The organism is Sphingobium sp. 22B, assembly GCF_001580035.1.
In the GTDB taxonomy this organism is placed as follows: Bacteria; Pseudomonadota; Alphaproteobacteria; order Sphingomonadales; family Sphingomonadaceae; genus Sphingobium; species Sphingobium fuliginis.
Genome location: NZ_LTAB01000010.1, coordinates 62,953 through 82,765 on the forward strand (window position 1 = coordinate 62,953; position 19,813 = coordinate 82,765).

Here is a 19,813-nt window from a genome sequence, read left to right on the forward strand (position 1 = left end):
CTGCCGCCATCGCGCAATCAGCGCGTCGTCCTTGTCCGCCCGCAGGGGCCCAGGGCGTCCAGGACCATCTGATAATCCGCACGGGCCAACTCGGCGTCTTGGGGCGAGAGCGCCCGCACGGACCGGGCCGGCAGCGCGTTGGGCAGGCCGCAGGCCAGGCGGTACCAGAGCAGGCTGCCCGGCGCCGGGGGCCGGGCAGCCTCATCCACGATCTCGCCCAGCGCCACGGCCCAGCGCGGTTGTTGCCCGGGCCGGCGCAGGATGGACAGCGAGACGGGGTCGCCATTTTCCGTGCGGAGGAAAATCTGCGTCTCCCCTTCGTCGGCGATCGTGCCCGCGACATGGAAGGCATCGCCCAGTCCGATGATGCGGGGCGGCGCATCGACGGCGACCAGTTCGGACAGGATCGCCTTCACCCGCTCGGTCTCCGCAGGGGATGCGACGATCTGCGCATCGCGTGCGACGAGCTGGATTTCGCCGGGGCGCCCGCCGGGACGCGCGAACAGGATGACCTGCGCTTTCTTCAGCTTGGGCATCTTGCCCCGCGCATCGAGCGGCGCGTCGTAAAGGTAACGGACGGTGGGGCTGATTCCCCCCTCGCCGCGAATCAGATTGGCGACATTCGCCTCCACATAGACCCTTTGATACCCTGCCGGGACGGTGCCGGCCTGCGCGGGTTTCAATTTGATGATGTTGCCAATCCGCGCCTGTGCCACCAGCGGCGCGGCGTCCGCGAGGTCCGCGATGTCCGCATAGGAGAGTCCCGCCACGCGTTCCGATGGTTGCGTTACCATCCGGCCCGAACCCGTCTGAGCCACGGAAATCTGCGATTGTACGGCGGAAATGAGGCAGAGCAGGGCGAGCTTCCGCAGGGGCATGGTGGATTTCTTTTTCATCTTCGTCCTAATGATGGCAGTCCGTGACATGTTTGTCACATGCAAGTCTTTCCGGTGTGTAATGGCGGTCGCAAATGATCATATCGATAAAGCGTTTGCGTGCCACGATGCGCCGCGATAGGAGTTCGCACGGTAGCAAATGGACGGATAGGGGCCAAGATGACCGGGGTAGCCCGGCCAGCTCGGGCCGTTTTTGGCTTATTTGCCGATAATCAACTGGTAAGCTGAGTTAAGGAGTGTCGTTGCCGAATGGCCTATGCTGACCACTCGCAAGGATCGAGTCGCACGATCTCGATCATTATCGTCGCCCTGATTCACGCTGTTCTGGGTTATGCCTTCGTCACCGGTCTTGGCATGAAATATGTCAAAAAGGCGGCGGAACAGCTGAACGTGATCGACGTCAAGGAGGAACCGCCGCCACCGGACGAGGAGCCGCCGCCGCCGCCGCCAGACCAGCCGGTCGAACCGCCGCCGGTCGTCGCACCGCCGCCGATCGTTCAGACCCCGGCCCCCGCACCGCCGATCCAGACGGTCCGGACTCCGCCGCCGGTCTTCAACCCGGTTCCGGTTGCCGCTCCGCCGCCGCCGCCGGCTCCCCCGCCGCCGGAGGTGCCCGCATCCCGTGCGTCGCCGCGCAGCAGCCCGGGCAGCTGGCTCAGCGATGCCGACTATCCGAGCCGCGCGCAGCGTGAAGAACGCTCGGGTACGGCCGGGTTCCGGCTGGAAATCGGCCCGGACGGCCGCGTGACCAACTGCACCATCACCTCTTCGACCGGCCATGCCGACCTCGACGAGGCGACGTGCCGCCTGCTTCCGAAGCGTGCGAGGTTCAAGCCCGCGACGGCAGCCGGAGGTGGTCCGATGTCGGACACGTACAATGGCCGGATCACCTGGCGTCTGCCGGAATGATTTTGAAAAGGGCGGGCGAGCGCCTCCGGATGACTGGACGCCGCCTACCCTTGTTTATTGATCCTTTGAGAGGGAAGTCTTGAACATGTTGATGTATCTCGCAGCAGCTGCCGCGCCCAAGGCGGAGAACCCGTATGGCCTGATGGAGGCCCTTGAGCAGGGCGGCACCATCGCCTGGACCGTCTTCATCATCCTTTGCGGTATGTCGATCGGCACCTTCTACATTCTGTTCACCAAGCTGATCGAACAGCAGAAGGTGATCAACCAGGGCAAGAAGGTTCGTGCGACCTTCTGGCGCGCCGCCACCCTGAAGGAAGGCACCGCCAAGCTGGAAAAGAACTCGGCCTACAAGCAGATCGTCGACGACGGCATCAAGGCCCAGGAAGAACACACCAAGCTGACCGACCCGGTCGAAGCCCATGACTGGCTGCACGGCTCGCTCGCCCGTTCGGAAGCCTCGATCAATTCGAAGCTCGGCGGCGGCCTGGCGTTCCTCGCCACCGTCGGTTCGACCTCGCCGTTCATCGGTCTGTTCGGTACGGTTATCGGTATCTACCGCGCGCTCATCAAGATCGGTGCTGCCGGTCAGGCCTCGATCGACGCCGTCGCCGGCCCGGTCGGTGAAGCTCTGATCATGACCGCCCTGGGTCTGGCCGTGGCCGTTCCCGCGGTGCTGGCCTACAACTTCCTGCAGCGCCGCAACAAGTCGATCGCGGAACAGCTCAACGGCTTCACCGTCGACCTGCTGGCTCACCTGGTGTCGAACGGCGCCGTGAAGCCGACGATCGCCGCTGCCCCGGCCGCTCCGGCCGCAAAGCCGGCCGCTGCGCCGACCAAGGCCTGATAGGCTGAGATGCCGGCAAGGGGGCCGGCGGCGGCTGCGACGCCCGGTCCCCCTTATCGGACGTGGGTCCCGGAATGCCGGGGCGCCATCGACAAGCATGTTAGGAAATAATCAATGGCAATGAGTGTTGGCTCTGACGGCGGTGAAGACAAGCCGATGTCCGACATCAACACGACGCCGCTCGTCGACGTCATGCTGGTGTTGCTCATCATCTTCCTCATCGCGGTCCCGGTCGTCGTCCAGACGGTTCAGCTGCAGCTCCCCAAGGTCGCGTTCGAGCCGACGACGACGAAACCGGAAAACGTCTCCCTGTCGATCACGCAGGGCTCCGACGGTAGCTGTGCGGTCTACTGGAACCTGACCCGCGTCTCCTCCGACGAGCTGCTCGACCGTGCGGTCGCGAAGCTGGAGGCGGACATCAAGAAGGCGGGCGGCGTTGAGAATCTGACGCCCGAGGATCTGCCCGAAGTGCATATCCGCGGCGACATCAACGTTCCCTATCGGTGCATCGGCGGTACCATCTACACGATGCAGCGCGCCGGTTTCCCGAAGGTCGGCTTCATATCCGAGCCCGAGCCGGGTTCGCATACGCAGCGGCTTTAAGTTACAGCCCTTTGTGCCGCATTTTCAGACCTGGTGGCCGGTCAACGTCCATCGATGAAAATGCTCTAGGAGTATCGCCATGGCAATGAGTGCCGGAAGAGACGATGGCGAACCGATGGTGGAAATGAACACGACGCCGTTGATCGACGTCATGCTCGTTCTCCTCATCATGTTCATCATCACCATCCCGATCCAGACCCACGCGGTCAAGATCGACCTGCCGCAGAACGCGCCGCCGACCGACAGCGTCATCGACCCTGTCAAGAACAAGGTGGCGATCGATCCCAGCGGCGTCATCACCTGGAACGGTTCGGCCATCGACCTGCTGACCCTGCGTCAGTATCTGCAGCAGTCGCTGCGGTTGCCGGTCGAACCCGAATTGCAGTTCCAGCCCAATGCCGCCACCCGCTACGTCGTCGTCGACGAAGTGCTGGCGGAGATCAAGCGCGCTGGCGTGACGAAGCTGGGCTTCGTCGGCAACGAACAGTACGGCAATTTCTAAGGCCGTCGGAACCGGAGCCGGCACAACGCCGGAACCGGTTCGGTAGGATTTGCGCATCGAAAGGGGCGCAGGACGGGCGTTCGCTGGATCATCGGACGTCCGTGCGCCCCCAGGGCACGAATACGCCGCCGCCGTCTGGCCGGGAATGTTCGACTTCCCGTTTCCGGGCGCGGGCTGGGGTGACGCAATCGGGCGCGTGATGCGCGGACCTGCATGGGGGCTGCTTCGGCGGCCCCTTATTTTTGCCCGGCCGGGTTCGGCTTAATGCTTTCTTCACCGCGACGGGCGATGATGCGGCCGGTCAAATCGGCATGGGATCATGGGCGCCAAAGTTCAGACAAACCCGTATCACGGCAATAATCGTCTGGCGGATCGCCGCACGGCTGTGATCGGCGTTCGGGTCCGACGCCCGGGCGAGACCTGGTTCAAGAGCCACATCACCGATGTCTCCGAAGTCGGTTTCCGCTTGAAAAGCTTCATGAAACTGGCGGCGGACGATGATCTGTGGATCATGCTGCCGGGCTTCGAAGGCCGCCGGGCGCGTGTGTTGTGGAGCCGGTCGCATGAATCGGGCTGCGTCTTCGAACGCCCGCTGCATCCGGCGATTCTCGATCACATCATCCGGATCAGCCAGTAAACCGGCGGCGATTCGCTTGCTGGCGCGCTCAGTTCAAAGGCCGCCATCACGCCGATGATTGGCGCCCATGGGGACGCCGACCCATCGTCTCCTCCACGGCTGCGGTTCCCCGCTGACGGTGCCGCTGGCCCGCTCCGGACCATCCCATCCGCGTCTCCATCCGCGTCGTCCTTGACCGACGCGGTGAACTTCGCTGCCGTCCATGCGGTCTTCGCCTTGTTTAGCAGCGGCCGCAGCCTTGCCGACGCCGGGCGGTGATGGGCGCGGCGTCGCATCGGACTGGAGCATGATGACGCGACAAGCCTTCATGTCCACGGCCTCAACCCTCCCGTCCATGGCGGCTTCGAGTGTATTGGCGGCGCTCCGACGCAGCCGGGTGGGTCCATATCCTGATCGTCATGAACGGTGCTTGGACCGCCTGTTCTGTGCCTGCCGAAGCGTCATTCCGATCCATCGCGCATCGCCATCAATCCGTCAGAAGAACAGCTTGCGGAAGCTGATCGTCACCGCGCGCCCCAGCGGGTCCAGATAACCCGGCTGGTACCGGACTGGCGTGGTCCCGTTCGCATCGGTCACGCTGCGCCGCTGGTTGAAGAGATTGTCGATGCCGATCGATATGCGCGCCCCGCGCAGGAATGGATGGTTCTTCACCAGCGAAGGCATCTGCCCCAGATTGGCGAACAGGCGCAGGTCCACCGTCGCCAGGCTGCCGAAGTCCAGCCGCGAAGCGCCGCCCGCCGTGCCGTTCAGGGCGCCGTCGACATGGGTGCCGCTTTCCCAATCCACGCTCAACCGCGCGCCGAGGCCATTATTGGTATAGCCCATCCGTGCATTCAGCTCATGCCGCGGCTGGCCGCCCGACGACCCCGTGGCGTCGCCGTTCAGCAGGTCCAGTTCCGGCACGCCGGGCGCGATCAGGATGCTCTCCGTGAAATGCCAGCTGTGATAGAGGCTGAAGCTGAGCCGGCCGCCGCCCCCGCCGCCACGGCCGCCGCCGAAACCTCCCGGCCCGCCAAAGCCGCCGCCGGGACCGCGCGGACCTCCGCCAAAGCCTCCGTCCGGTCCGCCCCGACTGCCTTCGCCGCGTGGCCGCTCGCCGCCATCCTGTCCTTGAGGGGGCTGTCCGCCCTGGCCGCCGCCCGGCCCGCGATTGCCGAACAGGCTGCGCAGGTCCTGCAGCTCCTTGGGCCGCTCCTCAGGCCTGGCGCCGGCGGCACGCCAGGCTTCCACCACCTTCTGGATGTGCGATTTCAGCGGAATGGAAAGGTCGAAGCCCCAGCGGAGCTGCTCGCTCCGCGATCGCAGATAATTGATCGGCCGCGCATCGACCTGCACCAGATTGCCGTCTTCGTCCCGCAGGAAGCGCTGGGGGAAGGCGTCCTCAATGGCGGGGCTCGGCGTCGGGAAGGCCGAGATCGGGTTGCTCGTCCGGCTGTTGGTGTAGGTCGCCGTCAGCGTAAGGTTGGGTTTGTCGAACGGCTTGATATTGGCGCTGAGGCGGAACTGGTCGCGCACGCTCTCCTTGAGGGCGGCATTGCCTCCGCTCAGTTGCGTCACGAAGACGGTCTGTCCGGTCGCATAGTCGAACACCGACACATTGGGCGTGGACACCAGCGGATCGGTGATCTGCGTGCCCGTGGGCGCGGCGCGATCCTGGTTGGCCGACATCAGCAACTGCACGGCGGGCACCGGCCGCCAGCGCATGCCGTACCCCAGGGTCGAAAGCGTGCCGAAGTCGGAATAATGCTGCGCCGCCGCGTTCACATTGACGCCGATGTCGCCCACCGCGCCCAGCACGCCCTTCGACCGGCTGGTGATCGGCAGGTCGACGCTGATCTGCCCGCTGCCGATTTCCCGGCTGTAGCTGTTGTCGCGCTCCTCGCCCGAACGGATCGACCAGCTATCGAAGCCATTGGCCGATCCGCCCACGCGCACTGCAGTTGTCACCGCGCCAGCCGGCAGGTCGAACAGCGGACCCGACAGCAGCAGGTCGCCCTGCACCGCCTTCGATTCCGCCTCCGCCCGGTCGATCACCCGCGTCGACAGCAGGTCGGACGAAAAGCCGCCGAACGGGTCCGCACCTGCATCGATTGCGCTCTGGATCGCTCCGGTTGCAAACCCCCGGTCGGTCGAAGTCCGGGTGTTCGAATAATCGCCATTGCCGGTGAACGACCATTGCCAGCCGCCGCCCAGCAGGCCGTTCAGCGTCACGCCGACATGGCCGGTCGTGCCCTTGATCTGCTGTCCCAACTCGCCCGCCTGGCGCAGATAGCGATAGAAGCTCGTCGGCGTGGCGAAGGGCGAGAAGGGGTTGCCGGCGGGCAGGTCGAACGCGGCTGCCTGAAACCCTTGCAGGCTGTCATTGTCGGACAGTTCCAGCCGCCCGTTGACGGTCATGGACACCTTGCCCAGGGCGCGGGCCAGCGTCGCATTGGCGGCGAAGCTCTCCGTCGCCGGGCTGAGCGTGCGATGATGAGCCAGCTCGCCGCCGGTCATGCCATTCCCGCCCACCAGAAAGGCGTCGATGCCCGATTGCCGGTTGGCCTGCTCACCCTGCACGGTCGGCACCACGCCGCGCTCGCTCTCCAGCAGGGATGCGGCGGTCTTGTACTGCAGGTTGAGGGTGAAGCGATTATCGCCCCGGATGCGCAGCAGCCCGCCTTCCGCCGAGCCATTCTCCCGCCCGCCCTGCGTCGTTGTGCCCGCGCGCAGGTCCACCGTTTCGGCGCGGAACCGCTGGCGCAGCACGATGTTCACCACCTTCTGCGTCGGCGCATAGCCATAGCTGAGCGCCACCTGTTCGGGCAGGATGTCGACCCGCGCCACCGCTTCGGACGGGATGTCCTGAATTTCCGAAAAGCTGGAGATCCGCTTGCCGTTCAGCAGGATCACCGGCGTCCCATTGGTCTGAGGCGACAGTTCGGAGATCATTTCGGATATGGACGTGACGCCCAGGGCGCGGACATCCGCGGGGGAAAGCTGCTGCTCCGGCTTGACATTGCCGACCACCGCGCCGCGTTCGGGCTGGCCGGTGACGACGATCTCATCGGCATCGTCCATCTGCCCGGCCGGGCCCCTCGGCTCCTCGGTCTGGGCCATCAGCGCCCCCGGCGCCGCACTCATCATCAACGGAAACAGAAGACAGGCAAAGGAACGGCGCACTGTTTACCCCTTAGGATCAAACCCTGAATGCCCTCCCTCTAGGGGGAAGTTGTCGCAAGACTCTGGCAATGCCCATAAAGATTTGTCGCAAAATGTAATCCGGCATCGTGCCGCCCGGGTCGGGCCGCATCGCAAAAGACCCTGGCGGCGGGACTGCGACCTGCCATGCCGGAAGGGGATCGCGCGTCTGCCGATTGCATTGCCCGCCAGACTTTCTACACCTTTGCGCATGCGCACGCTCTATCCCGCCATCGAACCCTTCGCTTCCGGACATCTCGACATGGGGGATGGCCACCGCGTCTATTGGGAGCGGGCCGGGACGCCGGGCGCCAAGCCGGCCGTCTTCCTGCATGGCGGGCCGGGCGGCGGCATATCGCCCGACCACCGCCGCCTGTTCGATCCGGAACGCTATGACGTCCTCCTCTTCGACCAGCGTGGCTGCGGTCGCTCGACGCCCCATGCGGAGCTGGAGGCGAATACGAGCTGGCACCTGGTCGCGGACATCGAACGCCTGCGGCAGATGATGGGCGTCGACCGATGGCTGGTCTTCGGCGGAAGCTGGGGGTCCACGCTGGCGCTGGCCTATGCCCAGAGCCATGCCGACCGCGTGACCGAACTGGTGCTGCGCGGCATCTTCACCATCCGCAAGCAGGAGATCGACTGGTATTATCAGCAGGGCGCCAGCCGCATCTATCCGGACAAATGGGAACGTTTCGTCGCGCCCATCCCGGAAGCGGAGCGTGACGACCTGCTCCACGCCTATCGGCGCATCCTGACCGGCGACGATCGCGCGCGGCAGATCGCCGCGGCCAAGGCCTGGAGCGTCTGGGAGGGCGAGACCATCCGCCTGCTGCCCGACGAAGCGCTGTCCGCCACGCATGAGGCCGATGATTTCGCGCTCGCCTTCGCGCGGATCGAAAATCATTATTTCGTCCATGGCGGCTGGCTGGAGGAGGGGCAGCTCATCCGCGACGCCGGGAAACTGGTGGGCATCCCCGGCGTCATCGTGCAGGGCCGCTATGACATGGCCTGCCCCGCCGAAACCGCCTGGGCGCTGCACAGGGCCTGGCCCGGGGCGCGCTTCGAGATGATCGAAGGGGCGGGCCATGCGTTCAACGAACCCGGCATATTGGACGCGCTCATCCGGGCGACGGACGGGTTTGCCGCCCAAGCGAAAGGATAAGCATGCGCATATGGATGGTGCTGGCGGGGGTCATCACCCTGATGGGCTGTGGCGAGAGCAGCGACCGGATCACCGCGGTCGACCGCCGGGATACGCCCGAAACCGGCGCCGCGGCCGCCGTCGCGAAGCTTGACGAGGCCCAGCGCAACGGCGTGCTGGAACGCGCGGTGCGGGCGTCGGGCGCGGCTTGCCCAACCGTCATCCGGTCGGAGCGGACCGAGGTGCGGCCCGGCGTCAAGGGCTGGAAGGCCGCGTGCAATGACGGCACGGCGCATCTGATCGAAATTCAGGCCGACGGCACCGCCAACGTCACCAGCCGCACCCACTGACCGTCGGCCTGGCGCATGTCCCGGTGCGAGGCATGGCGGCCCATGCCGTCAGCCTGCGGCGACATCCTGAAACTGGAGGTTGGCCAGCCGCGCATAGAGGCCCTTCTGCCGCATCAGCGTGGCATGGTCGCCCTGTTCGACCAGCCGCCCTTCGTCCAGCACGAGGATGCGGTCGGCGGCCCTGACCGTGGCTAGCCGGTGGGCGATGACGATGGTGGTGCGGCCCTGCATCAGCCGGCCGAGGGCATCCTGCACCAGCCGTTCCGATTCGGCGTCGAGGGCGGAGGTCGCTTCGTCCAGCAGCAGGATCGGCGCATCGCGCAGAAGGGCGCGGGCGATGGACAGGCGCTGGCGCTGGCCGCCCGAAAGGCGCGCGCCGCCTTCGCCCAGAAAGCTGTCCAGGCCCTGCGGCAGGGCGCGCAGGAAACCCTCCGCATTGGCGGCGCGGGCTGCGGCCCAGATCTGCTCGTCGCTGGCGTCCCATCGCCCGTAGCGGAGATTGTCGCGCGCGGAGGCGGCGAAGATGATGCTTTCCTGCGGCACCATGGCCATCATGCCGCGCACCTCGGCCGGATCGGCCTGGGGCAGGGGCACGTCGTTCAGGCGGATCACGCCCGAATCCGGATCGTAGAAGCGCAGCGCCAGCTGGATCAGGGTGGACTTCCCCGCGCCGGAAGGGCCGACGATGGCGACCGTTTCGCCCGGCGCGATGTCGACGGAAATGCCATGCAGGGCCGCCTGGTCGGGCCGTGTGGGATAGCGGAAATGCACGTCCTCGAACTGGACATGCGCGCCATGATTGGTTCGCGGCACCGGGACGGGACGGGGCGGCGGGGTTATCTGCGGCACGGCGCTCATCAGTTCATGCAGCCGTCCGGCGGCGCCCGCTCCGCGCAGCAGGTCGCCCCAGGTCTCCGACAACGCGCCGAACGCGCCTGCGACAAGCCCGCCGGTCAGCACGAAGGCGGCGATGCTGCCGCCCGACAGGCGTCCGGCGGCGACATCCAGCGCGCCCTGCCACATGACCGCCGTGATCGACCCGAAGACCAGTGCGATGACGATGGCGGTCATCGCCGCGCGCAGGGCGATCCGGCGGCGCGCCGTGGCGAAACCCGCCTCGACCGTGCTGTCGAATCGCGCCGCTTCCCGTCCTTCCTGACCGAAGGCCTGCACGATCTTCATCGCGCCCAGCGTTTCCGACGTGACGCTGCCGACATCGGCCAGCCGGTCCTGGCTTGCCCGCGACAGGGCGCGCACGCGGCGGCCAAGGCCGATGATCGCCACCAATATGACCGGAATGCCCAGCAGCAGCAGCCCGGCAAGCTTGGGCGCCAGCGCGAAAAGATAGATGAGGCCGCCGGTGCCCGTCACCACATTGCGCAGCGCGATCGACACGGTCGATCCCACCACCTGGTCGATGATGGCCGTGTCGGCGGTCATGCGCGACGCGATTTCGGAGGGGCGGTTTTCCTCGAAGAAGCGGGGTTCCTGCCGCAGCAGATTGGCCTGGGTGGCCGACCGGATATCAGCGACGACGCGCTCCCCCAGCCAGGACACGAAATAGAAGCGGGCGGCCGTCGCCAATGCCAGGACCACCACGATCAGGAACAGATATTCGAACCAGCGGCTGATGTCGCCGCCGCCCATAAAGCCGCGGTCGATGACCAGCCGGAACCCGCTGGGAATCGCCAGCGTCGCGGCGGACGAGATCAGCAGCGCGGCGAGCGCCCCGGCGATGCGGCCCGGATAGCGGCTGGCGAAGCGCCAGATCATCGCCAGGCTGCCGAGTGGGGGGCGCGCCTTGTCGCGCGGCGATGGTTGGTCCACATCCTCCATGGCGCCGCGCTCTAAAGGGATTTTGCGTGAAAGGGAACATTTCCCGGTTCCGAAATCCGACCGGGCGCTAACCGGCGGGCGCGATCTCCGCCGCCAGCGCCATGATGCGCTGCGGTCCGGCACGGCCGGTCAGGGCATAGGCCATGTCGCCCGCTTCCCAATAGGCGATGACGTCATCGGCGCGCCGCGCGAGCAGCGGCCTCGCCTCCGCCGGGGTTTCGGCCCGGTCCGCGAAGAAGGAGAGCTGCTCACCCTCCGGCGTGGTGATCGACACGGCGACGGCGGGGCTGTCCGGCGTCGGGTAAAGCTGCACGTCATGGATGCGCCACCGGGCCGGCAGCGGCGGCAGGACGATGCCGGTCGAACGCTGTATCTCGCTGGGGTTGAGCGTGGCGCTCTCCACCTGGGACGCCATGCTCTGGCGCAGCAGCCCGGTGCGGTGCGATGCGGCGGCTTCGTCCAGGAAGGTGGTGGCCTGCGCCGCCTGCGGAAATTCGCCCAGCTCGCCCCGCGCGATCCAGCCGGTGGCGACCAGCGCGGCGATGCCCGCCGCCCGGCCGAGATGACGCCATGCCCGGCCATGATCATTGTCATTGGCGACGGGGATCGATGTGTCGCGGCGGCGGCCCACCAGCGTGCCCTTGGTCCCGTCATGCTTCAGGCGGAAGTCGATATGCGGCCAGCGCTTGCGCCAGCGCCGGGCGACGAGCCGCTCGCCGGGACGGGCCGCGTCGTCCAGCAGCACGACCGCGCCCGGAGACAGGCGGGCAAACAGGCTGTCCGCCGCGCCGCGCACCATCGGATGCACCGCCCAGGGCGGCCCGTCGATGATCAGCAGGTCGATGCTGTCGGGCAGGCTGTCGATGTCGTACCAGCGGCCCGGCCAGTCCTCGCTTTCCGCAACCAGCGGCGCGTGGCGCAGATCGGCCGTCAGCCCATGGTCGGCCAGCCAGTTGCGGGTCGCCTGCACGAAGCCGTCATGCTGGTCGAAGCTGGTCAGCCGCCCCCCGCCATGCAGCGCCAGCGCACGCGCGGCGATCAGCGTCGATGCGCCCGCCCCCAGTTCCACCACATGGGCGGGCCGCAACCGGGCGATTTCCCGCACGATATGGCGCAGGAAACCGACATCGGCCTTCCAGCTCCCCAGATGCGGCAGGGCGTCATGTGGCAGGCCGAGCTCGTCGAGCAGCGCGCGCTTGTCCGCCTTGCGCCCGCCCGACAGGCTGGCCAGCAGCCAGGGCCAGGTGATCGCGCCGAAGCCGACGCGCCAGATCATGTCGGACAGGCGGCGCCGGGCCGCCACGGCATCGGCTTCGCTGAGGGACAGGAAACCGGTCAATTCTCTGGAGGTCACGGGTGCGCCTATCCTTTATCTGCGGGTCGAGACTGGTTATGCGGCGGGATAGCCGGTTCGCTTGGACCCGTATATCGCCAGCACAGGGAACGCCGATGACACGCATCATATCCGCGACTGTTGAACGTTGGCCGGTCGCGGGGGCGTTCATCATCAGCCGGGGCGCGAAGACGTCGGTGGATGTCGTGGTCTGCACGGTGGGCGATGGCGCGCATGTCGGGCGGGGCGAGGGCACGGCGATCTATTATGAGGGCGAGACGGCGGAAGGCTGCGCGGCGGCGATCGACGCCTATGCCGGGCCGCTGGAGCGGGAGGCGCTGCTGAGCGCCATGCCGCGCGGGGCCGCCCGCAACGCGCTGGACTGCGCGCTCTGGGACCTGGAGGCGAAGCGCGCCGGGGTGCCGGTGTGGAAGCTGGCGGGGCTGGAGGAGCCCAAGCCCCTGCCGACCGCCTTCACCATCAGCCTGGGCGATCCGGAGAAGATGGAGGCGGATGCGCGGGCAGCGGCGGGGCGCGACTTCGGACTGCTCAAATGCAAGCTGACCGGGGATGGCGACCGGGCGAGGATCGCGGCGGTACGGGCGGGCGCGCCGGACGTGCGGCTGATCGTCGACGCCAATGAAAGCTGGCATAATCTGGACATTGTGGCGGAGGCGCGGGCCTTGGCGGAATTGGGCGTGGAAATGGTCGAACAGCCGGTCTTTCACGGCAAGGAGGATCGGTTGGCGGGAATCAGGTCGCCCTTGCCGCTCTGCGCGGACGAGAGCTGTCATACGCGGGCCGATCTCGACCGGCTGGGGGATTTCGACGCGGTGAACATCAAGCTCGACAAGGCGGGTGGGCTGACCGAGGCGCTGGCCCTGTCGCGGGAGGCGAGGGCGCGGGGATTCCGCGTGATGGTCGGCTGCATGCTGGGCACGTCGCTGGGGATCGCCCCGGCCGCGCTGGTGGCGCAGGGGGCGGACTGGATCGATCTCGACGGCGCGCTGCTGCTCGCGAAGGACCGGGAAAGAGGGCTGGAACTGCGCGACGGGCTGCTGCTGCCTGGCGGGCTATGGGGCTTGGATTAAGTTATCTCCCAGCATGACGAAGGAGGAGAGGGGCGACCCTCAATAACCCAGCGTCAATCCCACCGCATAATATTTCGGCCCCACATTGGCCTTGGCGCGCAGCTTGGGGATCAGCGGCATGGCGAGCGTCGCATAGGGCCGCATATTGTCGCCGCTGAAGCGCACGCCCGCGCCGATGGTGGCGGAAGCGGGGAGGGTGTAAGTCGCCTCGACGCGCCCATAGAGCTTCGTGTCGCCATCGCGCAGATAGACGCCGCCGCCCGGCGTCAGGCTGAAGCCGGCAATATCCATCGCATAGCCGGCGCCGATTTCCGTGCCCCAATGCCCGTCCGCGCGTCCGTAATTTACCTCGGCCCCGATCCCTTCGGCATGGGCGGCAGGGGTGAAGGCGAGCGCAGCGGCGGCCAGCAAATAAAAGGATTTCATGGCTGTTCCGAAATGTCCGTTCGTCATTGCACCCGCCTGACTCCGGCCGATGCGCCGGGCAAGCGGGAGCAGGCAAGGCGAGTCCGATATGCGGTCAGGCGAGTCAGGCGGGGGCGCTGCCCCCCGGCTGGTCGACGCGTACCACGGGCTGCACCTCCGGATAGGGCATGATCGCCCGGCCGTCGGGCGCGGCGGTAAAGCTGGTCTGCGTTGGATAGGCGAATTCGATCCCCTCCGCATTGAAGCGCTTCCAGATGGCTAGGCCCACCCGGTGCCGCGAAAGGAAATAATCATGGGTGTCGGGGTCGGGCACGTCGAAATTGAGCTGATAGTCGAGCGAACTGGCACCGAAGCTGACCAGCCCCGCATTGACGAAGAGATGCCCCTCCGCCTCCACGATCTCCTTCAGCATGGCGGGGATGGCGTCGGCCTTGTCCTCCGGCGTCTGGTAGATGATGCCGATGGCGAAGGTCACGCGCCGCTGCGCCAGCGTCTGCAGGCTGGTGATCTCCTTCTGGAGGAGGTTGGCGTTGGAGATCACCTTCTTCTCGCCGCTCATCGCGCGCAGATGCGTGCTTTTCAGGCCGATGCGCTCCACCCGGGCGGTGGTCTGGTCGTAGGTGATGACCTCGCCCTGCCGGAAGGGTTTGTCGAAGATGATCGACAAGGCGGCGAACAGGTCGGAGAAGATGCCCTGCGCCGCAAGGCCGATGGCGATGCCGCCGATGCCCAGGCCCGCGACGAGGCCGGTGACATTCACCCCCAGATTGTCCAGCACGACGATCAGCGCGATGGCGAACAGGGCGAAGGTCACGAGCACGCGGATCAGGCCCATGGCGTTGGCCAGGCTCTGGCTCTCGTCCGCCGAGGTGCGCCGCTCCACCAGACCCAATATGATCTCCCGCGCCCAGATGGCGCATTGGAAGACGGCGGCGATGGTGAAGAGGAAGACGACGGTCTTCAGCACCATCTCCGGCGGCCGGGCATAGCTCACCACCAGTCGCGCGGCGACCATCGCCATGAAGAAATGGGTGGTGCGGGCAAAGGCGCGGCCGGCGACGTTGGCAAGGCCCAGAGTGTCGCCGGGATGCCCCTTCAACCGTCCGCCCACGCTGCGCAGCGCCGTCAAAAGGCTGTAGATGGCCACAGCCGCGCCGATGGCGATCAGGATCTGCAGATAGTGGAGCGAGAACCAGTGGACCGTCGACTGCCACATCTCGGCCAGATTGGGCGGGCGGACGTCGATCTGCGGCAGGGTGGCGGTATCTTTCTTGGCGGCCATGAATATCCTTGCGGTTCTGGATGCGGATCAGGCCGCCAGGGGAAGGGCGGTCGAGCCGCCGGCCTCCTCCAGAAAAGCGATCAGTCCGCGTTCGTAACGGGAAAGATAGCGGGTTGCGCGCGGCAGGCGAAGCCCCTGTCGCCATGCATCCTGTCCGTTGCGGCAAAGCTCGATCAGCGCGGGGTGGATATAGCTTTTGCGGCTGATCGCCGGGGTGTTGCCCAGCGCGGCGGCGACCGGCTCGATCATCTGCTTGAGCGACACGCTGCCCGCCGCCAGCGTTTCGAAGGCAATGACGGAGGCGCCCCAGGTGCGGAAATGCTTGGCGGTGAAATCGCCGCCCATGGCTTCGGCTATATAGGCGTTGACGTCGCCCGAGGTGATGGGCCGGGCGACGCCTTCCTCATCCAGATATTGGAACAGATGCTGTCCCGGCAAATCCTGTACGGCGCGAACGAAGCGGACGAGGCGGCGGTCGGTGACGGTCAACTCATGCTCCCGCCCCGACTTGGCCCGGTAACGCAGGCGCAGCGCCTGTCCGCGCAGGTCGACATGGCGGCGGCGCAGCGTGGTCGCGCCGAAGCTCTTGTTCGCTGCGGCATATTGCTCGTTGCCGACGCGCACCTTCGCCAGGTCGAGCAGGCGCACGACGGCTGCCAGCGTCTTTTCCTTGCGCAGGCCGCGCCTGGACAGGTCGGCTTCGATCCGGGCGCGCAGCCTGGGCAGGGCGCGGCCGAAGGCGGGGCAGCCGGCATATTTCTCCGCCTCCCGCGCGGCGCGGAAATCGAGGTGATAGCGATATTGCTTGCGGCCCCGGTCGTCATAGCCGGTCGCCTGGATATGACCGTGCGGATGGGGACAGAACCAGCAGTCGCGATAGGCGGGCGGCATAGCGATGGCGTTCAGCCGGTCGATCTCTTCCCGGTCGGTGATGCGCGCGCCGCTGGCGTCGAAATAGGCCCATCCCCTTTTCATGGCCCGGCGCGTGATGCCCGGCAGGCTGTCATTGGCGTGGACGAGGGAATCGGGCGGCATGGTTTTTCCTCAACCCGCCGTTCCTCGCTTCGTTCCGCGACGGGCTGCCCAGAGGGAACCGGTGGAGGGCGAACGGTCCAATCGCGGCGCTCCGCCCACGATTCGCTGAATGGCGCCAATCGATCCGTCACCCCCTTACCGGCGTGCCTTCAGGCGCCGCCCGCTAAAGCCGCTTGAATCGCATGCCGCCGGACAGTTGCCAGTGCTGCGGATGCCGGCGCATCACCGACAGATGGGCAAGGGTCAGCGTCAGGCACAGGATGGCGGCGGGGATCGCCACCGCCTGCGCCATTGGCGCCAGCAGGGCAACCGCCGTCGCGACGATCGTTCCGCCCAGCGCCATCAGGGTCGCGCCCGGTTCCCCATCCGGGCCGCGCATCCAGAACACGCACCCGCCGATGCCAAGCGCAAAGGCCATGGCGAACCGCGCCGCCTGCCCCTGTTCCGCCAGGCCGCAGCCGATCAGCAGCAGCAGGATCGCGCCCGCCAGACCCCGACGCGGCATGCGGCCCAGCAGATGGGCGATGACCGGATAGATCAGCAATTCGCCCATGGCGACGGCGATGAGGATTGCGGTGGCGAGCCGGGCCTGCTCCGGTCCCGCGATCAGCGCCACGACCGCCGTCCCGGCCCAGGGCACCAGTCGCAACGGCGCCATGCGGATGTGGCTGATCCACCCCTGCAACCCCGCGCGGGTCTCCCAGCGCCGGTCGGCCAGCCGCAACTGGAAGGCGGCGATGATGAACAGCGCTTCGGCTCCCCATGGCAGCAGCGCCGGCGCAATCAGCGGCGCGGCGAGCACCAGCCCCAGCAGCAGGCCGTGGGCCGCGCCCAATATCTTCAGTTCGCCCTTCATGCGGCGCTCCCTTGCGCGACGGGTGTTGCGGGAAATAACGGCTGGCGCGCGGCCAACTTGCGCTTCCGCGTCAAATAGGTGTCGAGGCCGATCTGCAAGGACAGCATCATGAAGATGAAGGGCTGATAGGCGATGCCCACGAACAGCGATCCCACCATATAGATGACATGGCCCTGTTGCAGGGCGAGCGCGAAGGGCGACACCCAGGCTTCATCGCCTTCCCGGTTCCGGTACATGCGCCGGATCGCCTCCGTCCGGATGAAGCAGATGAGGTGCAGCAGCGCCCAGAGGAAGAAGCCGAAATAGCCCTGCTCGCCCAGCATCTCGAAATAGGCGCTGTGATAGGCGCGGCCATGGTCGGTGACGATGCGCTTTTCCATGCGCGATCCGGCGGCGTCGATCACCCGTTCCTGCATCACATAGGTGAACTTGTTCTGCAGATAATTGTCGAAGCCGCCGCCGCCCGGATGCTCCTTCACATAGTCCAGCGTCCATTTCCACACGGCGAGGCGGGTGGAGGCGCTTTCGTCCTGGCTGTGATTCTCGATGGTCGACATGCGCTGGGTGAAGCTGGCCGGCAGGAAGGGAATCGCCGCCAGCGCCGCCAGCGCCATCAGCGGGCCGTAGATGAACCGCCGCTTCGACCGCATCAGCATCAGCCCCGCCAGCACGGCGATGCAGACAAGGCCCGTGCGCGCCTCCGTGCCGATGGGCATCAGAAGGCAGGCGAAACAGAGCGCATAGGCGAACAGCCTGACCCGCCAGTCGGGCGGGAAGACGGTGCCATGTTGCGACAGCCAGAGGATCAGCGGGATCAGCGAAATGGCGACGGTCGAAATGATGCTGCCTTCATAAAGGCCGCTATTGTTGTCGACCATCAGGTTCAGCACGCCATAGCCGCCTCCCGACAGCGCCGTCTTCATGCCGCCGTTGATGATGATCGTGCTGGCGCAGAGCACCATGAACAGGGCCAGCGCCTCGATCCGCAGGCGGGTGCGCAGCGTGACGGGCAGGAAAATGGCGAACAGCATCGCCTTCCACACCCAGGCCCATTTGGTCGCGGCGTTGATCGGGAAGTCCGCCGTCGCCGTGGTATAGCCGCACCAGGCGAGCAACAGCAGCAGGATCGCCTGCCGCGCAGACAGGCGGCAATCCTTCTTGTCGTCGACCAATATCCACGATCCCACCGCTGCCACGAAGGCGATGAAGGAGATGGGGACGCTGTTCAGCAGGAAATAGGAGAGGCGCTGGGGCGATACGATGTCGATATAGGCATAGACGGCGATCAGCAGGAACGGTCGTCGCAAGCCTGTAAGGAAGAAGGCGCCAAGGAAGGCGACGAAGAACAGGTCACGCATCGCCGCTCTCCGCCTCCAGGCCGGAGGGGGGATCGCGATCCAGGTCGGGCCGCGACAGCAGGCGCCAAGCCGCCAGCAGAATGACGCCATGGCTGATGAGAAGGGAAAGGGCGTCGATCATCGCGTGCTTGAGCTATCCGTCACTTCCAACATGCTCCTGCGAAGGCAGAAGCCCAGTCCGGACGGCAGGACTAGGCTTCTGCCTTCGCAGGAGCATGTTGTACTGAAGCCCGAACCCTCCCACCCCTAACCCAACAGAGTTGACGGCCCGTTAAACCTTTTTCGGCAAGACTCGTCGCCATGACACGGATTCTCCATGTGCTGGACCACAGCCTGCCGATGCACAGCGGATACACTTTCCGCACGCGTGCGATCCTGCGGGCGCAATTGGCGAAGGGCTGGGAGGTGCGCGGCATCACCGGCCATCGCCATGCCGCGCCGGGGCCGCTGGAGGAGGTGGTCGACGGCCTGCATTTCCACCGCACGCCCGGCGAATCGACCGGCGGCCATCCGCTGCTGCGCGAATGGCGCGACATTTCCGCCCATGCCGACGCCATCGATATGCTGGTGCGCCAGTGGCGGCCCGACATCATCCACGCCCACTCGCCAGTGCTGAACGCGATCGCGGCGCAGAAGGTGGCGAAGCGTCACGCTATCCCCATGATCTACGAAATCCGCGCCTTCTGGGAGGATGCGGCGGTCGGCAACGGCACCGGAACAGAGGGCAGTCCGCGCTACTGGCTGACCCGGCAACTGGAAACCCATGCCGTCCGCGCCGCCGATGCGGTCGCGGTGATCTGCGAAGGCCTGCGCGGCGATCTGGTGGCGCGGGGAATCGACGCGGCCAAGATCATCGTCTCGCCCAACGGCGTCGACATGGACCAGTTCGGCACACCCGTTCCCCGCGACCCCGCGCTGACCGCGCAACTGGGGCTGGAGGGCGCCGATGTCGTCGGCTTCATCGGCAGCTTCTACGATTATGAGGGGCTGGACGACCTGATCGCCGCCCTGCCGAAACTTGTGCGCGCCCGCCCGAAGGCGAAGCTGCTGCTGGTCGGCGGCGGCCCATGCGAGCAGGCGTTGCGCGACCGGGCCATGGCCTCGCCCTTTGCCGACCATATCGTCTTCGTCGGTCGCGTGCCGCACGATCAGGTCGAGGATTATTATGCGCAGGTCGACATCCTCGCCTATCCGCGCAAGTCGATGCGCCTCACCGATCTGGTGACGCCGTTGAAGCCGCTGGAGGCGATGGCGCAGGGCCGGCTGGTCGCCGCGTCCAGCGTCGGCGGCCATCGCGAACTGATCGAACATGGCGTCACCGGCACGCTGTTCGCGCCTGACGATCCGCCCGCCCTTGCCGCCGCGCTGGCGGGGATGTTCGCGGATCGCGGCTTCTGGGAAGAGCGGCGCGCGGCGGCGCGCGCCTTTGTGGAGCGGGAGCGTAACTGGTCGTCAAACATTCTTCGCTACGAACCCGTCTATCGGCAATTGCTGGCGCGCCCTGAAGGGGCGCGGGCGGCGGCGTGAGAAG

Annotated in this window: 19 protein-coding genes; 9 read left to right on the plus strand and 10 right to left on the minus strand. The window is 66.6% G+C overall.

Translation table 11 applies throughout. The features are described 5' to 3' along the window. Positions 1–17: 17 nt before the first annotated feature. Positions 18–878 (minus strand): hypothetical protein, encoded by an 861-nt coding sequence (locus A0J57_RS11285; RefSeq protein ID WP_082718655.1) that lies wholly within the window; start codon positions 876–878, stop codon positions 18–20. A gap of 267 nt (positions 879–1,145) precedes the next feature. Between A0J57_RS11285 and A0J57_RS11290 the strand changes: the two genes are divergently transcribed. The 5 genes from A0J57_RS11290 to A0J57_RS11310 all read left to right on the plus strand — a co-directional run bounded on the left by A0J57_RS11290 (position 1,146) and on the right by A0J57_RS11310 (position 4,391). Then, a complete protein-coding gene (locus A0J57_RS11290; protein WP_025549319.1) occupies positions 1,146–1,805 on the plus strand; it encodes an energy transducer TonB in 660 nt (219 codons plus the stop codon). Between the two features lie 85 nt (positions 1,806–1,890). Further along, the gene (locus A0J57_RS11295; RefSeq protein WP_025549317.1) at positions 1,891–2,649 is read left to right on the plus strand and encodes a MotA/TolQ/ExbB proton channel family protein; all 759 of its coding nucleotides are present in this window, start codon (positions 1,891–1,893) and stop codon (positions 2,647–2,649) included. A 114-nt stretch (positions 2,650–2,763) separates the two neighbouring features. Beyond that, positions 2,764–3,252 carry a biopolymer transporter ExbD gene (locus A0J57_RS11300; RefSeq protein WP_025549316.1) on the plus strand — a complete coding sequence of 163 codons (489 nt, stop codon included), beginning with the start codon at positions 2,764–2,766 and terminating at the stop codon, positions 3,250–3,252. A 79-nt stretch (positions 3,253–3,331) separates the two neighbouring features. Beyond that, entirely contained in the window at positions 3,332–3,754 is a 423-nt protein-coding gene (locus A0J57_RS11305; RefSeq protein ID WP_025549315.1) for a biopolymer transporter ExbD, read from the plus strand. Positions 3,755–4,073: 319 nt separating this feature from the next. Then, positions 4,074–4,391 carry a PilZ domain-containing protein gene (locus tag A0J57_RS11310; RefSeq protein ID WP_025549314.1) on the plus strand — a complete coding sequence of 106 codons (318 nt, stop codon included), beginning with the start codon at positions 4,074–4,076 and terminating at the stop codon, positions 4,389–4,391. A 474-nt stretch (positions 4,392–4,865) separates the two neighbouring features. On the opposite strand, the gene A0J57_RS26365 is transcribed toward A0J57_RS11310, so the two are convergent. Then, entirely contained in the window at positions 4,866–7,553 is a 2,688-nt protein-coding gene (locus tag A0J57_RS26365; RefSeq protein ID WP_061935651.1) for a hypothetical protein, read from the minus strand. 229 nt (positions 7,554–7,782) lie between these two features. Between A0J57_RS26365 and pip the strand changes: the two genes are divergently transcribed. Both pip and A0J57_RS11325 read left to right on the plus strand, forming a co-directional pair. After that, on the plus strand, positions 7,783–8,736 hold the full coding sequence (pip, locus tag A0J57_RS11320) for a prolyl aminopeptidase (RefSeq protein ID WP_061935654.1): 954 nt from the start codon (positions 7,783–7,785) through the stop codon (positions 8,734–8,736). A gap of 2 nt (positions 8,737–8,738) precedes the next feature. Further along, positions 8,739–9,065 carry a hypothetical protein gene (locus tag A0J57_RS11325; protein WP_037482609.1) on the plus strand — a complete coding sequence of 109 codons (327 nt, stop codon included), beginning with the start codon at positions 8,739–8,741 and terminating at the stop codon, positions 9,063–9,065. A 48-nt stretch (positions 9,066–9,113) separates the two neighbouring features. On the opposite strand, the gene A0J57_RS11330 is transcribed toward A0J57_RS11325, so the two are convergent. Both A0J57_RS11330 and A0J57_RS11335 read right to left on the minus strand, forming a co-directional pair. Further along, positions 9,114–10,901: an ABC transporter transmembrane domain-containing protein gene (locus A0J57_RS11330; RefSeq protein WP_061935657.1), complete on the minus strand. Its 1,788-nt coding sequence runs from the start codon at positions 10,899–10,901 to the stop codon at positions 9,114–9,116. Positions 10,902–10,968: 67 nt separating this feature from the next. Further along, positions 10,969–12,255: a class I SAM-dependent methyltransferase gene (locus A0J57_RS11335; protein ID WP_061935660.1), complete on the minus strand. Its 1,287-nt coding sequence runs from the start codon at positions 12,253–12,255 to the stop codon at positions 10,969–10,971. Positions 12,256–12,350: 95 nt separating this feature from the next. On the opposite strand from A0J57_RS11335, the gene dgcA reads away from it, so the two are divergent. Next, positions 12,351–13,325, plus strand: a complete 975-nt coding sequence (gene dgcA, locus A0J57_RS11340; protein ID WP_061935664.1) for an N-acetyl-D-Glu racemase DgcA — start codon at positions 12,351–12,353, stop codon at positions 13,323–13,325. A 39-nt stretch (positions 13,326–13,364) separates the two neighbouring features. Here the strand turns inward: dgcA and A0J57_RS11345 are convergent, their stop codons facing one another. From A0J57_RS11345 to A0J57_RS27165, 6 genes are all read right to left on the minus strand, one after another. After that, a complete protein-coding gene (locus tag A0J57_RS11345) occupies positions 13,365–13,751 on the minus strand; it encodes a hypothetical protein (protein ID WP_061935667.1) in 387 nt (128 codons plus the stop codon). A 103-nt stretch (positions 13,752–13,854) separates the two neighbouring features. After that, entirely contained in the window at positions 13,855–15,033 is a 1,179-nt protein-coding gene (locus A0J57_RS11350) for a mechanosensitive ion channel family protein (RefSeq protein WP_061935670.1), read from the minus strand. 27 nt (positions 15,034–15,060) lie between these two features. Further along, complete coding sequence (locus tag A0J57_RS11355; protein ID WP_048577055.1) at positions 15,061–16,068, minus strand: DNA topoisomerase IB; 1,008 nt, start codon at positions 16,066–16,068, stop codon at positions 15,061–15,063. 163 nt (positions 16,069–16,231) lie between these two features. Then, the gene (locus tag A0J57_RS11360) at positions 16,232–16,924 is read right to left on the minus strand and encodes a hypothetical protein (RefSeq protein WP_061935673.1); all 693 of its coding nucleotides are present in this window, start codon (positions 16,922–16,924) and stop codon (positions 16,232–16,234) included. After that, positions 16,921–18,282, minus strand: coding sequence for a putative O-glycosylation ligase, exosortase A system-associated (locus A0J57_RS11365; protein WP_061935676.1), 1,362 nt, complete (start codon positions 18,280–18,282; stop codon positions 16,921–16,923). The genes A0J57_RS11360 and A0J57_RS11365 overlap by 4 nt, the downstream gene beginning before the upstream one ends. Then, a complete protein-coding gene (locus A0J57_RS27165; RefSeq protein ID WP_255308758.1) occupies positions 18,275–18,403 on the minus strand; it encodes a hypothetical protein in 129 nt (42 codons plus the stop codon). The genes A0J57_RS11365 and A0J57_RS27165 overlap by 8 nt, the downstream gene beginning before the upstream one ends. 179 nt (positions 18,404–18,582) lie before the next feature. Here A0J57_RS27165 and A0J57_RS11370 point away from each other — a divergent pair, with 179 nt between their 5' ends. After that, a complete protein-coding gene (locus A0J57_RS11370; protein WP_061935679.1) occupies positions 18,583–19,809 on the plus strand; it encodes a TIGR04063 family PEP-CTERM/XrtA system glycosyltransferase in 1,227 nt (408 codons plus the stop codon). The last annotated feature ends 4 nt before the right edge of the window (positions 19,810–19,813 follow it).